Source organism: Photorhabdus namnaonensis, from assembly GCF_001684335.1.
Classification (GTDB): domain Bacteria; phylum Pseudomonadota; class Gammaproteobacteria; order Enterobacterales; family Enterobacteriaceae; genus Photorhabdus; species Photorhabdus namnaonensis.
Genome location: NZ_LOIC01000083.1, coordinates 134,640 through 152,831, shown reverse-complemented (window position 1 = coordinate 152,831; position 18,192 = coordinate 134,640). Strand labels below are relative to the sequence as shown.

At 38.9% G+C, this 18,192-nt stretch carries 8 protein-coding genes; all 8 read right to left on the bottom strand.

Annotated elements, in window-relative coordinates:
* Positions 1–119 precede the first annotated feature (119 nt).
* Positions 120–578 (bottom strand): GNAT family N-acetyltransferase, encoded by a 459-nt coding sequence (locus Phpb_RS18565; RefSeq protein WP_046395321.1) that lies wholly within the window; start codon positions 576–578, stop codon positions 120–122.
* Between the two features lie 21 nt (positions 579–599).
* Positions 600–3,740 (bottom strand): non-ribosomal peptide synthetase, encoded by a 3,141-nt coding sequence (locus Phpb_RS18560; RefSeq protein ID WP_065391650.1) that lies wholly within the window; start codon positions 3,738–3,740, stop codon positions 600–602.
* 20 nt (positions 3,741–3,760) lie between these two features.
* Positions 3,761–4,090, bottom strand: a complete 330-nt coding sequence (locus Phpb_RS18555; protein WP_065391649.1) for a darcynin family protein — start codon at positions 4,088–4,090, stop codon at positions 3,761–3,763.
* A gap of 5 nt (positions 4,091–4,095) precedes the next feature.
* On the bottom strand, positions 4,096–4,827 hold the full coding sequence (locus Phpb_RS18550) for a thioesterase II family protein (protein WP_065391648.1): 732 nt from the start codon (positions 4,825–4,827) through the stop codon (positions 4,096–4,098).
* A gap of 54 nt (positions 4,828–4,881) precedes the next feature.
* Entirely contained in the window at positions 4,882–10,683 is a 5,802-nt protein-coding gene (locus Phpb_RS18545; protein WP_065391647.1) for a type I polyketide synthase, read from the bottom strand.
* A gap of 17 nt (positions 10,684–10,700) precedes the next feature.
* Positions 10,701–15,173 (bottom strand): non-ribosomal peptide synthetase, encoded by a 4,473-nt coding sequence (locus tag Phpb_RS18540; RefSeq protein WP_065391646.1) that lies wholly within the window; start codon positions 15,171–15,173, stop codon positions 10,701–10,703.
* Between the two features lie 60 nt (positions 15,174–15,233).
* Complete coding sequence (locus Phpb_RS18535) at positions 15,234–16,646, bottom strand: serine hydrolase domain-containing protein (RefSeq protein WP_065391704.1); 1,413 nt, start codon at positions 16,644–16,646, stop codon at positions 15,234–15,236.
* 74 nt (positions 16,647–16,720) lie between these two features.
* A complete protein-coding gene (locus Phpb_RS18530) occupies positions 16,721–18,085 on the bottom strand; it encodes an MATE family efflux transporter (protein ID WP_165603317.1) in 1,365 nt (454 codons plus the stop codon).
* Positions 18,086–18,192 lie beyond the last annotated feature (107 nt).

Sequence of the window (18,192 nt, the reverse complement as noted above, 5' to 3'; positions counted from 1 at the left end):
AAGAAATCTCGTACTCTGGGCTACGATATTCAGATAAAAATCCCTTCCAATAACTTACCGTAGCTTCACTAATTACATTACTATTATCAACCATTTTAATATCTCATCTTTAAAGTTAATTAGCCATTCCACTTCATCGTAATTTCTAACTCACCAGTATGTTCATCCACACCTTCTTTTTCCTCGACAAAGCCATTCATTTTATAAAAATCTCTCGCCAGTTTATTTTTTGAATAAACGTTAAGAACCAAATCACTCCTTTTACCGAAGGCATCGAATAGTAATTTCTTTCCAATCCCTTTACCTTGAAAATCAGGATGCACAAATATTGACGCCAGAATGTTATCAACCAAACTGATAAATCCAACAATTTCATCATTATATTTGGCAACTACAGTTTCAGCGCCAGGAATATATATATTCATCATATCCTCCTTACATGAGTGCCAAAAACTCTCGCTAACAAAATGATGACACTTAATTGAAGCAAGATACCAAATATCTACAACTCTTCTTATCTCTTCCGCATCGCCATTCAACTCTGTTAAGACCACGTTTTTAATAGATTGTGAAGTCATTATTATTTATCTCCATATTTATTAATGAGTAAAACTGACTCTTTTCTTCATTTTTCCACGACGTTCCGCTAGTCGGTCTCGTCTCGACATAGCCTCTTCTTTATTGACCAAATTTATTTCCTGTTTTTCACCGGACTCAATATAGGAAATAAGAGTAGCCATATTCGTGTATGTGAAGAAATCGACAACTTTTAACGGGAAAGGCAAGAACTCATTCAAAACATTTGTGATTCTAAGCAGTTTTATTGAGTTAGCCCCCAAATCAAAGAAACTGGTTTTAAAGTCTATTTGATCTACCTCTAAAATTGAGGAGAATACCTCAAGTACTTTATCTTTATAGCTTGAACCCTCTAAATCAGCAATATTTTGGTTCGTTAAATCAAGATCAGGCAGGCTTGCTAAATCGACTTTCCCATTCGTTGTCAATTTAATTTCATCCACCGATTTAAATATGCCAGGCACCATGTAATTAGGAAGAGATTCAGATAAATAACGCCTCAGATTATTCTCTTCAATATTCTGACTAGAAACATAATAAGCAACTAGTTGATCTTCTCCATGAATCTTCTTAATAACCACAATGGCATTACGGCATGCGTCATATGACTTTATTTTTGTCGCTATTTCATCTAGCTCAATTCTATAGCCTCTCAATTTTATTTGATTGTCTACTCTACCGATATATTCAATGTCACCCTCAGTGTTAAAGAAAGCTAAATCACCGGTTTTATATAGTTTTGATTTATGATCAAAGGGACTATCAATAAATTTTTCAGCGGTTAAATCCGGCCGATTCAAATATCCTCTGGCAAGGACTCTTCCCCCGATATAAATCTCACCGGGAACACCTATTGGTTGCGGATGTAAATTTTTATCTAAGATATATATTTTCGCGTTATTTATCGGTCTACCTATGGGAACAACCGGGTTTTCTTGTCGATCTCGTTGATATCGATAGATCATACAACCAACGGTGGCTTCTGTCGGGCCATATTCGTTACAAATAGTTACGCCAGGTTTCAGTTTATCTGTTATCTCTTTACACAATTGACTTTCTAATTGTTCACCACCGAGAATAAACGTCTGTAATGAACTGTTATTATCACAGATTTGATTAAGTAGATTTAATTGCGAAGGTGTGATCTTGACATGACTTAGATTTTGGCTCTTAGCCACATCTTGCAACGCTTCAAATGACTCTTTATCGATAATTTCTATTTCTCCGCCAGAAATGAGCGGGCACCAAATAGAAGTCACGGTTAAGTCAAACGCAAGACTGGTAAACAAAGGATAAACCGAACGATAACCCTCTGAATGGTAGGCGCTAATAGCCCAGTAGATATAGTTCATAACCGTGTGGTGTTCTAGCATCACTCCCTTCGGTTCTCCGGTAGATCCTGAGGTAAATATAGTATATACAAGGTCATTTTCAGAGTATGCCAAATTTGGTCGTTGATTGCCACCTTCGTTTATCTTCGACAAACTGAGCAAATCATCATGATAAATAATATATTTAATACCATTAGATAAAATCTTGTTTACCCGTTCTTCCGGGGTAGATATATCGATTGGAACATAGGCAGCACCTAATTTATTTATCGCAATTAACAGCGCTATCGTATGAATGCTAGCACGACATTTAACTGCAACAAGCTCCTGATGCTTAACACCTTTTGAATAGAGATTGTTGGCAATTTGGTTAGATAGCTCATCAAGTTCCGCGTAAGTGACGCTAATACCTTGTTGTCTAATGGCGATATCATCTTGATATTTTTCTACCGCCGCCTGCCATGCGGAAGTTAAGTGAGCAGGCCCAGGTAATGGAACATCATTATTATTAAAATCAATAATTAACTGATTATACTCTTTCTCATCTAAGAAACAGAGTTCAGATAATGTCTTTTCTGCGTTATAAGCTATCGATTTTAATACTTTCGTGAACTGTTTCAGGATGCCATTAATAAAATATTGCTCGTATTTTTCGGAATTATAACTTAACTTCAAAATCGCTGAATCAAGTAAATTGACTTCTAAGCTCAGATTGAAATTTGTAGTTTCAGACGTTGTATAGGAAAGAATATCCAAACTGGTTGACATCTGTTGTAACCTTCTCGAAATTGGGTAATTTTCTATCACCACAATACTATCAAAAAGATTATGTTTTATTTTATTAACGCTTTGTATTTCAGATATTGGATACTCTTTATAAGCATCCCGCTCCAATATCGTGGTTTGTACGCTCTTCATGATGCTGAAAAGCGTCGTTTGACTGGAGAGATTATCAATTAACAAAGGCGGTGTTTGAATATATAAACCAATGCTATTTTCAATGCCAGAAATTAAATTATCTCTACCGGATACTGTGGTACCAAAGCAAATGGACTCAGAATCATTATACTTAGCTAAAATGATTGACCAAGCTGCGTATATTGCAATAGCCAGCGTAAATCCATTATTTTTACAATATAACTCGACTGCGTTTATTAGATTTTTATCTAATGTAGATTCAATTTTACCGATTCCTTTTGAGAGCAAGTTTTGTTTACTTGGTAAACTCATTGCCGCTCCCTGAGATATGACGCCAGTCCAGAACTCTCTGGCTTTATTACATTGCTTCACTTTATTTAAATGAATAATATAATCTTGATAATCAAAAATGTTGCCAACACATTTTAATTGAGGATGATCATAATAATCCCAAAGTTGGGTTATTAATAGTCCCAGACTCCAACCATCCATGCAAATGTGATGATATTGAACATGAAGTATATAATTATCTTCGCCTGCTTTATATAAGTTAATTTTGATTGGACAACGTTCTAAATCGATTTCAGTTTTCTGAGAGACTATTTGATTAATATTTTCTTGATCTGCCCTATAACTATTATTTTCAAATGTTCTGAAATCTATGTGAAGTGGTTTATTTTCAAAAATAACCTGAACAGGATGGCTCAATCCCCGCCAGCGATAAACCGTCCGTAATGCCTGATGTTCTGACACCACTCTGTTCCATGCAATTTCTAATTTCTTTTCATCAATCAAACCCGCAATGGTTAAGGTAAAGTTTGTCACGTAAACATCTTTGCCGCCCTCTTCAATGGAGTGATAAAGCATCCCTTCTTGCATTGGACTTAAAGCGACAATATTATAATTCACAGGCATTTTCTAATCCGTCCATTCCATTATATTTTATCTGACTTATATATTTCATGGGCATTTTCTATGCCCATTAATATATTGGAAATTTTCAAATACCCATCTGATATTACGGTTGTATTTCGCATATCCTGGAGCATACAGTAGTAATGTTCTAAGCTTTCCGTCTCAATAATAACAATATCTTGAAAATCAGCAGAAAACCCTTCCGAATCTACGGTTCTAAGACTAATAAAATCATGGTACTTCACCAGAATTTCAGGCAGCGATTCATTCTGTAATTGCTCTCTTTGAGAACGATTTAAAGCATTCCATTTATCACTAAAAACCAATGTCCAAATAATCACATATTTCATATAAATCACCGATTGAAATTCAGATCGCTTGCTATTTTATTTATCAAACTAGTTAGAAAACGATTAAGGTAGAAATGGTCCCCCTCAAAAGTACTATGAAGGAATTTACCATTTATATAATCTTGCCAAGAAGAGATCATTTGAGGAGTAACCGCAACGTCATACAGGCCGGAAAAACTATGCACTGCCGTTTTATCACTAATTTTCGCATCACTCATACGCCAGGATTCTATTATTCTAAAATCACTCCGCACAATATCTAACATCATTTTCATCACCACACGGTCTTCACAAAAGTCCTTCGAACCGCCCAATTTCTCAAGATATTCGGTTAACTGATCATCATTGAATGACGCACGAGATAAATTCTCTTTATTTTTTAAGTGCGGAGGTTTGAAAGCTGAAATACCTAACCAAACAGGGGATAGACCTAAATTCTGTAACCTTAGCGTTAATTCATACGCGATAAGGCCACCCATACTATGGCCGAAAATAGCAAATGGCTTATCCGTCTGAAGTTGATTCAGAAATAACTCGATAACCTGCTCCATCGATTCCGGGAGCGGCTCACCAAAACCCATGCCTCTTCCCGGTAACTCAAGAGCGATACACTTTATCCAGCCCGGCAATAAATGTGACCAAGGTCGATAAAGCATGTGCGAACCACCAGCATGGTGAATCAAATAGAGCCGAACATCAGCATTTTTACTATTATTAATATCTATAATATTTTTCATATTTTTAAAAACGTCAATAAAATGGAGCGGGTTTCACTCCATTATATCAATCCACTAAAAGTTAAATTCTAAAAGAGTCTCATCTTTAGGAATATCCAAATTCACTTCTGCATGTTTAACGTATTCAGAAACAGGAATATCCGGCTGATTTAAGAGATCATTGACCAAATCAATATATCGCTCTATGAAAAACTTAATCTTTTCACTGGTAAATAACGCACTCTTATACTCAAAGCTAAACTCGTATCCACCACCGACTTCTTTCACAAAGAACGCCAGATCAAATCTGGAACTTTCTTGTTCTATGTCATATCGGCTTAACTTCAAATTAGGCATTTCAAAATCAGCCATGCCAATATTCATATATGAAAATACGGTATCGAATATCGGCATTCTATTTTTCTTAGGTTTTATATTTATTGCTTTAACGATTTCTTCAAATTGAATATTAGCATTATCAAATGATGAGACAACAACATCAGCAACAGAGTTAACTAAATCTCTAAACGTCATCGTTTCATCAAAATTAAATGGAATTGGCAGAAGGTTGACAAACATACCTATGACATCTTGCAACTCACTTTGTGGCCTACCCAATATTGGCGTTCCAATACAGAATTTCGTCTGCTTTGTTAAATCAGCTAATAGCAAATAGTAGGTAGATATGAAGATCATGAAATTGGTCGCACCATCTCTACTGAACATATTAATTAGTCGTTCTGTAGTTTCATTTTCTAAATAAAAGTAAAGCCTCTCCCCACAATCATCAGTGATATGCTCCCTGTCAAAATCACAAGGGAGTTTAATTTCTGGTATGTTTTTCAGCTTTTCTAACCAAAAGTCTTTTTGCGCTAATACTCTACAATTATTTGCCATTTCACTTTGCCAAATAGTGTAATCTTTATACTGTATATTAAGAGGAGCTAATTCCACCCCCTGATAGATATCCAGAAAATCTCTCACAAAAATATCCTGAGACAAACCGTCAGATATAATGTGGTGAATATCCAAGAAAAATAGATATTCATATTGTTTTAATTCAATAAGAATTGGCCTAATTAACGCATCTTTATGTAAGTTGAATGGTTTTATTAACTGCTTTATCTGCTCTTTAACTTGCAGCGGATTTAATCCTGCTGTATTGAATTTAATATGCTTGAGTTCAACAGTGGGTTCTTTATGACACTTTTGTCTCGGCTCGCCATTAACTAATATTATCGAAGTTCTAAGAGATTCATGTCGTTGGATTAACTTCTGTAGCGTTTCACTGAATTTTACTATATCCAAGTGGCCGACAATATTAAAAACCGCGGTTTCATTATAAGCAACAGATCCTTTATCAAACATTTGTTGCAAATAGATACGTCTCTGACCGGGAGATAATGGATATGAATCCTGTTCAGCAACAGGTTGAATCGCCTGATATCCCGATGTTTCGGATTGATTTCCGGCAAATTCGGCAATTTCTTTGACCGTTGGATGTTTGAAGAAATAGGTCAATGGCACATCAATATTACAGCTCTTGTGTATCTGCGATAGTAAAGTGATCGCTTTAAGAGAGTTGCCGCCTAAATCGAAGAAATCATCTTCTATGCCTAGCGGCTTGATACGTAAAAACGCTTCCCATATTCCAATCAACTGAGTTTCAATTTCGTTACCAGCGGTAACAAAGTCACATTCAAGATCTGGCCTGCCTGAATACTCTTTATTGTTATTATCCTGCCCTTGTTCTTCAAGTTGGCTTGGTTTAGACCATTGTGCAATGCGGGCATTAATGTCAGCGGTCGAGATAATTAAAGCGTCTTTTTCTTGATAATTGAGTACATCAGCCAGTAGTAAAATACCTTCTTCTTTCGTTACCAATAAGTGTGACAAACTGGTGCCAATTTTTTCATTAATGTCACTCTTTACCGCGACCTCCCAACCATCCCAATTGATCAATGTCCAATTATTCTGGTTATATTGGTTGTGCTGAATGACAAACGCATCTAAATAAGCACTCGCGGCAGCGTAAGCATAGAAACCAAGTCCCCCCAAGATTGGGGCAAGTGATGAAATAACAACACAGAAATCATAATCAATTTCCGCTAACGCTTGCTCTAAGACTTCAATGCCTTTTTGTTTAGCTTCAAGATGCGCCTGAATATAAGCCTTATCAGTTTCAATAATAGATCTTAGCGACGCCTCTCCTGTAATTCCCGCCAGATAAAATACGCCATCTATCTTGCCATGATGTTTAATAACGTTTTGAACAAGCTCAGACATGGCATCCAACTCTTTCGCATCAGCTTGGATAAGCTGCAACGAAGAAGCCTGTTTATCTATTTGTTGCCAAGAATTATCCAAATAAGCACTAGAGCGCGACGTAATAATTAAATTAGCTTGATATTCTTTAGCGAGGTAATTTGAAAACGTTTTACCAATAAAGCCCGCGCCACCAATCAATAAATAAGTCCCTTCCTTTTTCAGACTGGCGTGATTTCGATCGGCTAAAGGCAAATAAGGAACGAAATCCTCACACCACCTTCTGTTATTGCGATACGCAACGGTCTCACTTCCACCATAGGCAATTTCAGCAAGTAACTTGGTCGCCCCGCAATCTGTTGCCATATTGCCAACATCTATCGCACGACAAGACAAATCTGGAAACTCTTGCCGGATCACGGTGCTGATTGCCATAACCGCCGCTGATGACGGATCAATGCTCTTTTCATTGCATACCACGACGGCATATTTCACCAGCAAAGTGATATTTTTAAGAGTACTGTTGGTTGTTTGCGCACGATATGACTTTAAGAGATGAAGAATTTGTGACAGCAATTCATCGACAGCCAGCGCTGAGTCAATGCAATCAATAACAATGTTCGATACAGAAACATGACTCTGTTCGAGCAACTTAAAGAATTGAGTAAAGTCTTCTTGGTTATCGAGTCTAATTTGGTTTTCGCCATCCAGATCAAACACCTTCTCGTTGCCCACATGAATCTTTATTAATTTCTTGTAGTAACGTTGTAAGCTACTCTCCATACAGTATGTTGGCGCCGATCGCTGTCCGAGTCGTAGCAAGAGCGTTGTTTCATCACTTGATAGCGCATTTGATGTGCTCAACGGCTGTTGTTTCCAGCCATGTTGATAAAACCAGTCAGACATCCGCCCTTTCCTTTCAACTTTTTTCTCTGCTTCTATTGCGCTTGGCGCGTTAGAGAAAATATTCAGGAAATTTGCTTCCCTGGGCCAAAAAACGCTTCTATCGAAGGCATATCCGGGCAATGGGATACGCCTGCAATTATCGGTAAATCGTACCTTATGCCAGTCAATCTGAATGCCTTGTTGCCACAGTTTACCTAACGCCCCCCAATATGAATAAGGCAGTTCTGGCGCTTTGATCTCTTCTGGAAGTAACTGGATCAGTACATTAGAACGATCCTCTTTAGAATCATCTTGAGAGAGATATCGCCGTGTGAGATTGATCAGATCGCGGCCAACACCCACTTCAATAAAAATAGAGGCTTTGTGTTTTTCAATCAGGTGCTCAAATCCCTTGACGAAGCAGACCGTGCGTTCAGCCTGTTCTGCCCAATATTCCGCTGACATTGCCTGCGAGGCGGTTAACGGCAGTCCCGTCACGGAAGAAATGAGCGGGATCTTTGGCGCACTGAGATTAAATTGAGCTATCACAGCCTGGAGTGCGCCATTAATTTGTTTCATCGCCGGCGAGTGCGCCGCATGTTTAGACTTGATTGGGGTGGTCAGAATACGTTTTTTCTTGAGTATCGCTGCAAATTCTTCGATGTTTGCTTCCGATCCCGATACGACACATGAGTCTTTATTGTCAATCGCCACAACTATCCCGGCAGGGCATATGGCGTTAACCTCTGCGACAGGCAACGGGATACTCAACATCGCCCCCGTCGGCAAATCTTGCATGAGTTTGCCACGAGCAATCACAAAATTAATGGCATCTTCCAAGGAAAACACCTCCGCAATCGTCGCGGCGACCAATTCACCAAAGCTGTAACCGAGTAAGCTTGAGGGTTGAACGCCAAGTTCCATCAAGCAACGAGCGAGCGCATATTCAACAATAAAAATGGCCGGTTGAGCATACTTCGTTTTCTGTAATTCATTTGCAACACTATCGGTAAACCATCTCTCTTTCAGAGATTCACCTAAATGGTGAGACGCTATCGCAAGGCAATGGTCAACAATATCCCGGAATTCTGTATGAGTGTCATACAAGGCACGCGCCATATTGGTATATTGCGCTCCCTGACCGGGCAGCAGAAACACAATTTGATGCTCTGTCCCAGAAGCTTTTGTCGGTTGGGAACTGGGTTTTCGCAGGGCTTTAATCAAATCGTCGCATGAGGAAGCAACCATTGATTTTCGATATTTATGATGTACTCGCCCCTCCTGCAATACATATGCAACGTCAGATAACCTGATGTCCTGCTTAGTCTGGAGCAAGTCAGCTAAATTATGTTGATTATTGGTGAGTGATTCAGGCGTTTCACCAGAAAGCAAGAACACATTCGGTAATATCTCGGCTTCTGTTTTCAGAACGGTCGATTCATCTGCTTCCGCTAAAATGATATGGGCATTTGTCCCGCCAATACCAAATGAACTGACGCCGGCAATACGTTTCTTATTTCCTGAAACTGCCCACTCCATTGGTCTATCTACAACTTTGAACGGCGTTTCTTCGATATGTAGCTTGTCGTTAGGCGCCTTATAGTGAAGGGTTGGCGCGAGTTGCTTATTTTTTAAAGACATCACCGTCTTTATGACACCGGCAACACCAGCCGCCTCATCCAGATGCCCGATATTACTTTTCACCGCACCAAGCATGCATAGATGATTCGAGTCGCCGAACACTTTAGACAGCGCCGATACCTCAATCGGATCACCTATCTCAGTAGCCGTACCATGACACTCGATATAGCTAATCTCCTCCGGTTCAACACCAGCCAACATTTGAGCGCTGGCTATCACTTCCGCCTGTCCTTGAACACTCGGAGCGGTAAATCCAACCTTGCGCTGACCATCATTGTTTATCGCGGAGCCTTTGATCACCGCATGAACATAGTCATTATCTTCGATGGCTCTATCCAAAGGCTTAAGCAACAAAATGCCGACCCCACTGCCGCCAACAGTCCCATTGGAGTTAATGTCGAAAGGTCGGCAGTGACCATCCGCTGAACGCACCATGCCTTGCTGATAAAGGTAGCCGGACTCTTGAGGCAGCGTTAAAGAAACCCCGCCAGCCAAAGCTAAGTCACAATCTCCACTCAAAATTGACTGACACGCCGTATGAATAGCAACCAGCGACGTTGAACAAGCGGTGTGGATAGCCACTACCGGTCCATTCAACCCCAGGCGATATCCGGTTCTTGTAATGATGGACTCAGGTAAATTCCAATTCACCACATCGAATGTTTCAGAGGGAGTGAGCTTGCTCTTTAATAAACTCGATATCCAAGGAATGTTTGAAGCCGCCCCGGCAAATAGACCTATTCTTTCATCACTATTTTGGCCTATATAAGCAGCGTCCTCCAATGCGTGCCAACAGCATTCGTGTAATAATCGACACTGCGGGTCCATCTTATCAACTTCGTCTTTTAAATATCCGAAAAGATGATTATCAAAGGATTTATAATCTGCAAGCGTCGCTTTAGCCGCTACAAAGTTGGGATTATTGATATCTTCTGCTTTATATCCATTAGCAAGGAGTTCATCTTGCGTGAATCTTTTAATGCTTTCTTTTCCTGATATTAAATTTTGCCAAAACTCCTCTGGGTTTTTAGCATCTGGAAATCGGCATGCCATGCCAACGATGGCAATATCAAATGAATCTGTCATAAGTTAATAACCCAAATTTAAATTGAAAGCAGAGATAATTCAGAGATCAGTTGTTCAAGTTCAGTACTTGATAATGAAATGGTAGGAAAATCACTGGGTATATAAAAGTCCTTGAAATCATAATTATTTAAATCGATAAGTTCCTTGAGCTTACTCTCCATGATATTAATGATATTTTCAATTTTAGGAATATCTATCAACTGCTCAATGTAACTCACACTCACTTTACACCCTTGCTCCCAATAAATATTGAAATCAAAAGCCTCCGTATAGATATTATCCACACTGGAAATCGCATGAGGGTAGATTGACTTGATGTTCACAGCCCCCTGATGAACCGATCCGGAAAAATCACCTAAATAATTGAACTTCGGTACGTTGAGAATATGGCCTAAGTGCTTTTCTGTCGAGCAATGGCGAATGGATTGATAGGCCATACCATTATCATTAACCCGACGCATGGCTATTTTTGTCTTTTTTACATGGGAAGATATATTATCTTCACAGTGGCATATGAGTGGATAGATTGACGTGAACCAACCGATATTATGACTTAAATCCACTTCACTCTGTTGTGAACTTCTTCCGATACCCTCAAGCTCAACGGTAAAATTATTCTTATTGAAAGTTTTAAATAATGAATAGGTAAACAGTGAGAAAAATAATTCATTGGGCTTGAGTTTCAATATTCCACATAATTTAGTAAATCTGTCAAAGTTAACACCGGCTATTTCACTGGTTAGCAAACCCACCGTTAATTTACGATTATATAAGTCTTGATACGTAAATAAAGAAGCGCCACTGATTTGCTGTTGCCAAAAATTGATCTCATCCTCGCTGACTGTTTTTGCATAATGTTCAGTAAAATCAATCCATCTGGCGTAATTGTTATTTTGTTGGCGTAATTTGAGCGGCTGATGATTTAAATGCTGCTCAACCAGTGTATTTAAGTCTGTTATCAAAATATGCCAAGACACACCATCAATAATCAAATGATGGGCAATTAGCAGTAATTCGGTCTCGTTACCATCATCAAGGATAATCGCCTGAAATAACTCAGATTCAGGCCAGCTTGACGCCTCCAGATACGTTCTCGCCACATATTCCCGTTGCTCAACCCCCGTCACATTCACTCTGCGTGTTTTAACATGCCTCATCTCCTCCCGTACTTGTAAAGTAAAGTGTTTATCTTTTACATAGCTATTCAGGATCGGATGAAATGCTACCAGCGCATCCAAGATCTTATCCAATTCGGTTTGAGCTAAACATGATGGGAAAGATAAAGAGAGCATTTGGTGGTATATCTCTTTCTTTCCTAACAACAGGCCGCTAAACCATTTCATAATTGGCGTGGGCGAGAAAGTCGATATCTTGACAGCTTCTTCTTGCTCTATAAATGTCGCCCGACTGTCAATATGGCGACACAATAATTTTGGCGTTGGTAACTGGAGCACTTCCTTCGCGACTACGCTAATGCCTTTTTTCTGGAGCAATGTGACCAATTGGATAGCTTTTATCGAATCACCGCCAGATTGATAAAAGTCACTGTGTATAGATAGCTCTGTGCAACCCAATACCCGTCTAAACTCTTCGAGCACCGATATTTCTAAGGCGCTCATTTTCTCATTATCATTAGTACCTATTTTATCATCTTCAAGCTCAAGCAATTTGGCGCTATCAACTTTACCGTTAAAGGTTAAAGGAATTTCACGAATACATTTAATCAATTGTGGAACCATATAGTGGAGTAAATGACTCGATAAATACTGTTTTAATTCTTCTCCACTGACAGCCGATCCCTCCGACAAAACAACAAACGCTTTTAAGATTGAGGCATCAGAATTCGCTTCATCGATCAATATAGCGACGTCCTGAACATCCTTATGTTCAAGTAATTTTGTCTCGATCTCTTCGATCTCAATCCGGTGTCCCCTGATCTTGACCTGTTTGTCGATACGGCCTAAATAAGTGACTTGCCCATATTCGTTGCGATAGGCGAGATCACCGGATAAATAGGCTCGTTGTCTTGGATAAAATCGATCAGTAATAAATCTGTTCTGAGTCAACTCCGAACGATTCCAATAACCGGCGGACACGCCATTTCCAGCAATAACCATTTCACCTTTCATGTAAGGAATACAATGGCGTCCATAACTATCGACAATATATATCTGCGTATTGTCGATAGGCTCGCCAATCGGCACGGAAACATCGCTATCTTTGGCGGGATCAAACTGGTGAATCATACAGCCAACCACGGTTTCTGTTGGTCCATATTCATTAAAAATGTCAGCTTTACCGCCAAATTGAAGGTATGTGTGATTTGCAACGCTGACTTTTAAGTTTTCTCCACCAACAATAAAGCGCTTAATTGTGCAGTGAGGGCCGATAATTTCATGTTGAATAGCGCGTAAATGTGACGGTGTACATTTCACGACGGTCGCCACGCCATCGTGAATAATATCGCTCAGGATAAAGTTTGATGTTTCTGTATATACCTTAATAGCCGAGCCGGAAATCAGCGCCGGGAACAGTGAAGTCACCGTTAAGTCAAAAGTCAGCGGTGTATAATATGCCGCGACATCAGATTTTTCAGGGTAATAAACCTGGGCGGCCCACCGGCAATAATTCACAAGCTCTGGTTGACGAATAATTGTCCCTTTCGGTAAACCTGTGGAACCAGAAGTATATATTAAATACGCCTCACTTGTAGGCTCACATCTGGCTAGTAATGGCAATAAGTCATCTTGTGGCAAAGTTTCAGATAAAGCCGCACTATCGCAATAAGCAACACCTGCCGGCAATAATGATGCCCAATCAGGGTTTGTAATAACTAATGCACATTCGCTATCAGCCAAAATATATTTTATTCTTTCTTTCGGTAAATCCTTTTCAAGTGGAATGTATGTCGCGCCAACGGTCATAATAGCCAGTAAAGTTGCGATTTGCTCCGCGCTTTTAGGAAGTAAAATAGCCACTCGAGATCCGCCAGAAACCCCGCGATTTAAAAGATTAATACTGATTGTGTTAACTAAGATCCGAAGCTCTTGGAAAGTCAGTGATCTATTTTCTTCAATGATTGCCAGCCGATCTTTATTACTTTCCACACTCTGTTCAAATAACGATATCACCGTTGCAGCGGTCGGTTCGGCATTGTTAGCCCCCGTTTCAATCAGTTTAAGATTATCTTCTCTTAATGGCGCAACCATCAGCAATTGGCGATGTGGATCAACACTAACTTCATCCAGAATCTCAATTAATAAATTGATTACTGCATCAATCTGCGGCGGCGTATATTCTTCTACTTTGTAGTCACAATATATTTTTGTCGTTCCCTCATTCAATAACTCTTTAAAAAGGAATTGAATTGAATATTGCTGTTCACCGGGGAATATATCCTCGACAATCAATGGGTATTCACCGAGAACCAACTCATATTTAGTGTTAGCATAGTTGTAGCTAACATCAAATAAATCATTAACCGATGCCCCGGCTCTCGTCTCTTTAACCAACTCGGTGTAATCATATTTTTGGTGTCGGTATATCCGATTATTATTCTCTAAAGCTGAGTTAATTAAACTGGAGAAATCGGTGTATTCATCCACGGCTATTTGTGTCGGCACAGTAGATACCGTCATTGAATTCCGCACAAGGTTGGTCTTTTTCCTACCATGAAGTGGTACACCAAAAGAGACTTGTTGACTTCCTGAAAGCCGGGATAACAAAAGAGCAATAACAGCATAGTAAAATACGTTTTCTGTGCATCCTAATGTTGCGCAGACATGCTTTATCCTCTTTGATACCTGACGAGGAATATCATAAATTTTCCGTATGGCTTTGGTTGAAAGCGTTCTATTGCCCAAAATAAAGTTGCTGTTTTCTCCTTTGCCAGCCAGAAAATCACGCCAAAATAACTTGTCCTTATCATATTGACGACTAGATGAATATTTCTCTTCTAATGCTAAAAAGTAACTTTGATCATCGCTAAACTCACAATGCACAATATCATTCAATGGATTATTATAACACTCACAAACCCTGGCGATAATATTTTGCATCGTCACGCCATCACAAACTAAGTGATGTATTTTGATTAAAAATCCACATTTTGAATCAGACTCTTTATACAAACAAAAATAATATAAGCATGTCCCTAAATCCATTTTCCGAGACATACACTCTTCGCGCCATTGTTCAAATTCTCTTTGTGGACTTTCTCTATTACGAAAATCAATAAAATCGATATTATTTTCCACTCGGCTATCTAAAATAAGTTTCGGTGGAATCTCATCATTTAAAGTGAAATTTAGACTTTGGGTTTCTTTAATAACTCTCTGTATCGCATTAGTTAACCTTGTGAAATCCAATTCCGTTTCAACACTACAAGTACCACCAATATTAAACATACTGGTCCCTTGGTGTTTCAACTCAGTTACCCAAACGCCTTTTTGAATCCCTGTCATTTCATATGATTTGTGACTAATAGACATAATTAAATCCGTATAAATTTAAATTCTGAACATTTTAAAACAATCAAACCTCTATCAAACTCAATGCACTGAGCGGCGACGATATAAAACCTGAGAGAACAGAGAGAGACAAAGGAGCAAAAGAAGCACAAGAGAACAATACAAAACCCAAAAGCTATTAGGCATCCAAACCATAAATGTCGCCCAAGACAATCCAAGCAACAAATTTGGCAAGGTCAATACGACCAACAGAGCAATAATGAATAAAGCAGATAATATTGTCGCTTTCACAACGCCAAAGTTTGCAAGCCAACTTATATTTTTTCCTTTTAAATTTAAATAGATTAACAAGAGGCAAGCCAAAATCACAAATATACTGACAATGAGAAAAGTTCTATCAAAAGTATCAAATAACTCAAGCTCTTTAACGGTACTTAGCCCGGTAAAATCACCGCCTTGAGCAAGCTGTTCCATTGCTTGCTTGCCAAGTTCAAAAGTAATATTGCTATTAACATTTGCCATCACAGCAACCGCAGCGCCAGAATCCAGATCAACGGCAACGTAACTAGAGAATGTTGGGTTCATTCCTGTATGAAATATCCGATTCCCCTGTTTATACCATCCCAAGGTATATAGCGTTTTTTCACTTTCGTTGGTATCAACACCCAACTTGCCTGAAAAGATCATTTTTTTGGCATTAAGGAGAGTTGAATCCGTATTGCTGCCTAGAAATCTCAACCAATTAAGCATATCGGATGCATTAGTTTGTATATATCCGGCGGGTACATTAGCCAAGACAAATGGCGCATCATATGGTCTGGCTTGCAAAAAACTGATTTGATGGCCGATTGCCTTTTTCGCCGCGTCTGGAAGAACGGAAGTCCCATTCATCTGTAGCGGCGCCAAAATATAGGTTCGCAGTAGCTGTTGATAAGAGCGCCCTGAAACTTTCTCCATCATTCTGGCTGCAATATCGTAATTAAGTGTGGCGTATGCATGTTGCTGCCCCGGCATCGTTTGCAGGTTAATTAACTTAATCTCATCGATAACTTGCAAAAGCCCTTTTTGAGGCTGGGAATAGAGCATATCAATGGTTTTAAAAGGCAGGCCCGATGTATGGTTGAGCAATTGCAAAAATGTCACATCAACGCTTTTACCATCGTAAATCGTTTTTATCGATGGCAATATTGATGAAACTGTGGTTTGAGGCAAGATTTTGCCTTCCTCTATCATTCTGGCAGCAATTAAACCGGTAAAAGATTTACTTACCGATGCCAGCTCAAAAATAGTCTCTTCATTTAGATTTTGCGTACCGTTTCTATTCTCATTTGTTAACAATATTATATTTGATTTTTTATTCTTGTCGACTGTCACCATAACTAATTCAGGTATCTTGCCAAACTCCATATATTGCAAAATTTGACTTTTCAAACTCTCATCTGCCGAACTCACGCAGGAAAATAACAGCAGGAAAACCATAATAAAACACTTCATAACAGCCCCATTCACATTTAAGATTCCATTTCACTTCACACCGGATATTTCCAATCGAATAATTAATGCCACTTTCACAGTCTATCTAAACATGCTCGTTTAGAAACTAAATTTCCTAGCGCGATGAGAGAAAGTACAACAGCCAGAATAAATACCAGTAAGTCCACCGAAAATAGAATCAGAGGAAAGCATTCAACACCAAACAAAAAAGACAATGAAAAAGTTAAAGCAACCTGCAAAAAAAGTTTAAGGAAAACCAATAACATCGAATACTTCTCTTTTTTTACGCTTTGGAGAAAACCGATAAATACCAGCAACCCACCAAGGAAGAACAAACCTAAAAAAATAAAAAAGGAAATATTCAAAACCGTTAATAACAGACTTTTATCATCAGTGAATAAGCCATATAGATGTTCCGGCAACGCAATAACCAGTAAAGTCATTGATATTGAATAAAATGCAGCATATAACAATGCCACCTTTAATGACTTTATACAGCGATGATATTTTTCCGCGCCAAAGTTATAACTTGATAAAGTTTGCAACGCCGACATCATGGCTATCAACGGTAAGACGACAAAGCTTAATACCCGGAAAACCAAGCCGAAAGCACTAATCATATCACCTGAGTTTTCAACTCCACTCGCTTTGATGAGATAATTGATAGTGAAAATAAGTATTCCATATGACAAATTGCCAATCAGTGTCGGCAATCCGATAAGCACTATATCCTGGCACTCTTTTATTTCTATCGTGAAATAAGTCGGTGAGAGAGTCAGGCGAGTACGATCACTATGAAAGAGCACGGCTGCACATATTAGTGCGACAGTATTTGCCAGTATTGTGGCAACCGCGGCGCCAAACATTCCCATGTCGAATATAACAATAAAGATAGCGTCAAAAGCAATATTAAGAATAGACGCACAGAGCATGATTGAGAACATGGCATTGGTTTTACCTTCTGCTCGTAACAGATCACCCAAAATAGTCGCTATCATGATAATAGGCGCGCATAAAGCCAATGGCATGGCATAATCCAAAGCATAATTAATTATGCTTTCCGTCGCCCCAAGAAATAATAAAATCTCTCGCGCCCATGTTAGAAATAATATGCCAAAACAGATAGCACATACTCCCGCCATAAATATAGCTTGTGTCGCAACTCGATTCGCCAAAGCAGGTTTATTCGCGCCTAGAAATCTCGCTACTAAAACGGCAGCACCCGCTCCCAACATAACCCCGACCGCACCGACTAATAGCAGGATAGGGAAAAATATTGAAAAGCCTGCCATAGCATCTTTGCCAATATATTTAGTAATAAAGATAGCGTCAATTATTCCATAAAGCCCCTGAATTGACATACCAAAAAAAACCGGAATTGATAATTTTAAATATGCAAAGGGCACAGAATCATTTGCCATGAAATCGGTATTTTTCAATGACATCTCCAATACAAAATGAATATATTTAAATATTGCTATATAGCGTGCGAGTGAAATTTTCCAACTTAAATTAATATCGCGTCAGAGCTCTCATAACAAGAGCT

What these genes read in the sequence shown, in the direction of transcription:
- Phpb_RS18565 (WP_046395321.1), bottom strand. Translation starts at nt 578, where the DNA reads ATGACTTCACAATCTATTAAAAACGTGGTCTTAACAGAGTTGAATGGC.
- Phpb_RS18550 (WP_065391648.1), bottom strand. Translation starts at nt 4,827, where the DNA reads ATGAAAAATATTATAGATATTAATAATAGTAAAAATGCTGATGTTCGG.
- Phpb_RS18560 (WP_065391650.1), bottom strand. Translation starts at nt 3,740, where the DNA reads ATGCCTGTGAATTATAATATTGTCGCTTTAAGTCCAATGCAAGAAGGG.
- Phpb_RS18555 (WP_065391649.1), bottom strand. Translation starts at nt 4,090, where the DNA reads ATGAAATATGTGATTATTTGGACATTGGTTTTTAGTGATAAATGGAAT.
- Phpb_RS18540 (WP_065391646.1), bottom strand. Translation starts at nt 15,173, where the DNA reads ATGTCTATTAGTCACAAATCATATGAAATGACAGGGATTCAAAAAGGC.
- Phpb_RS18545 (WP_065391647.1), bottom strand. Translation starts at nt 10,683, where the DNA reads ATGACAGATTCATTTGATATTGCCATCGTTGGCATGGCATGCCGATTT.
- Phpb_RS18535 (WP_065391704.1), bottom strand. Translation starts at nt 16,646, where the DNA reads ATGAAGTGTTTTATTATGGTTTTCCTGCTGTTATTTTCCTGCGTGAGT.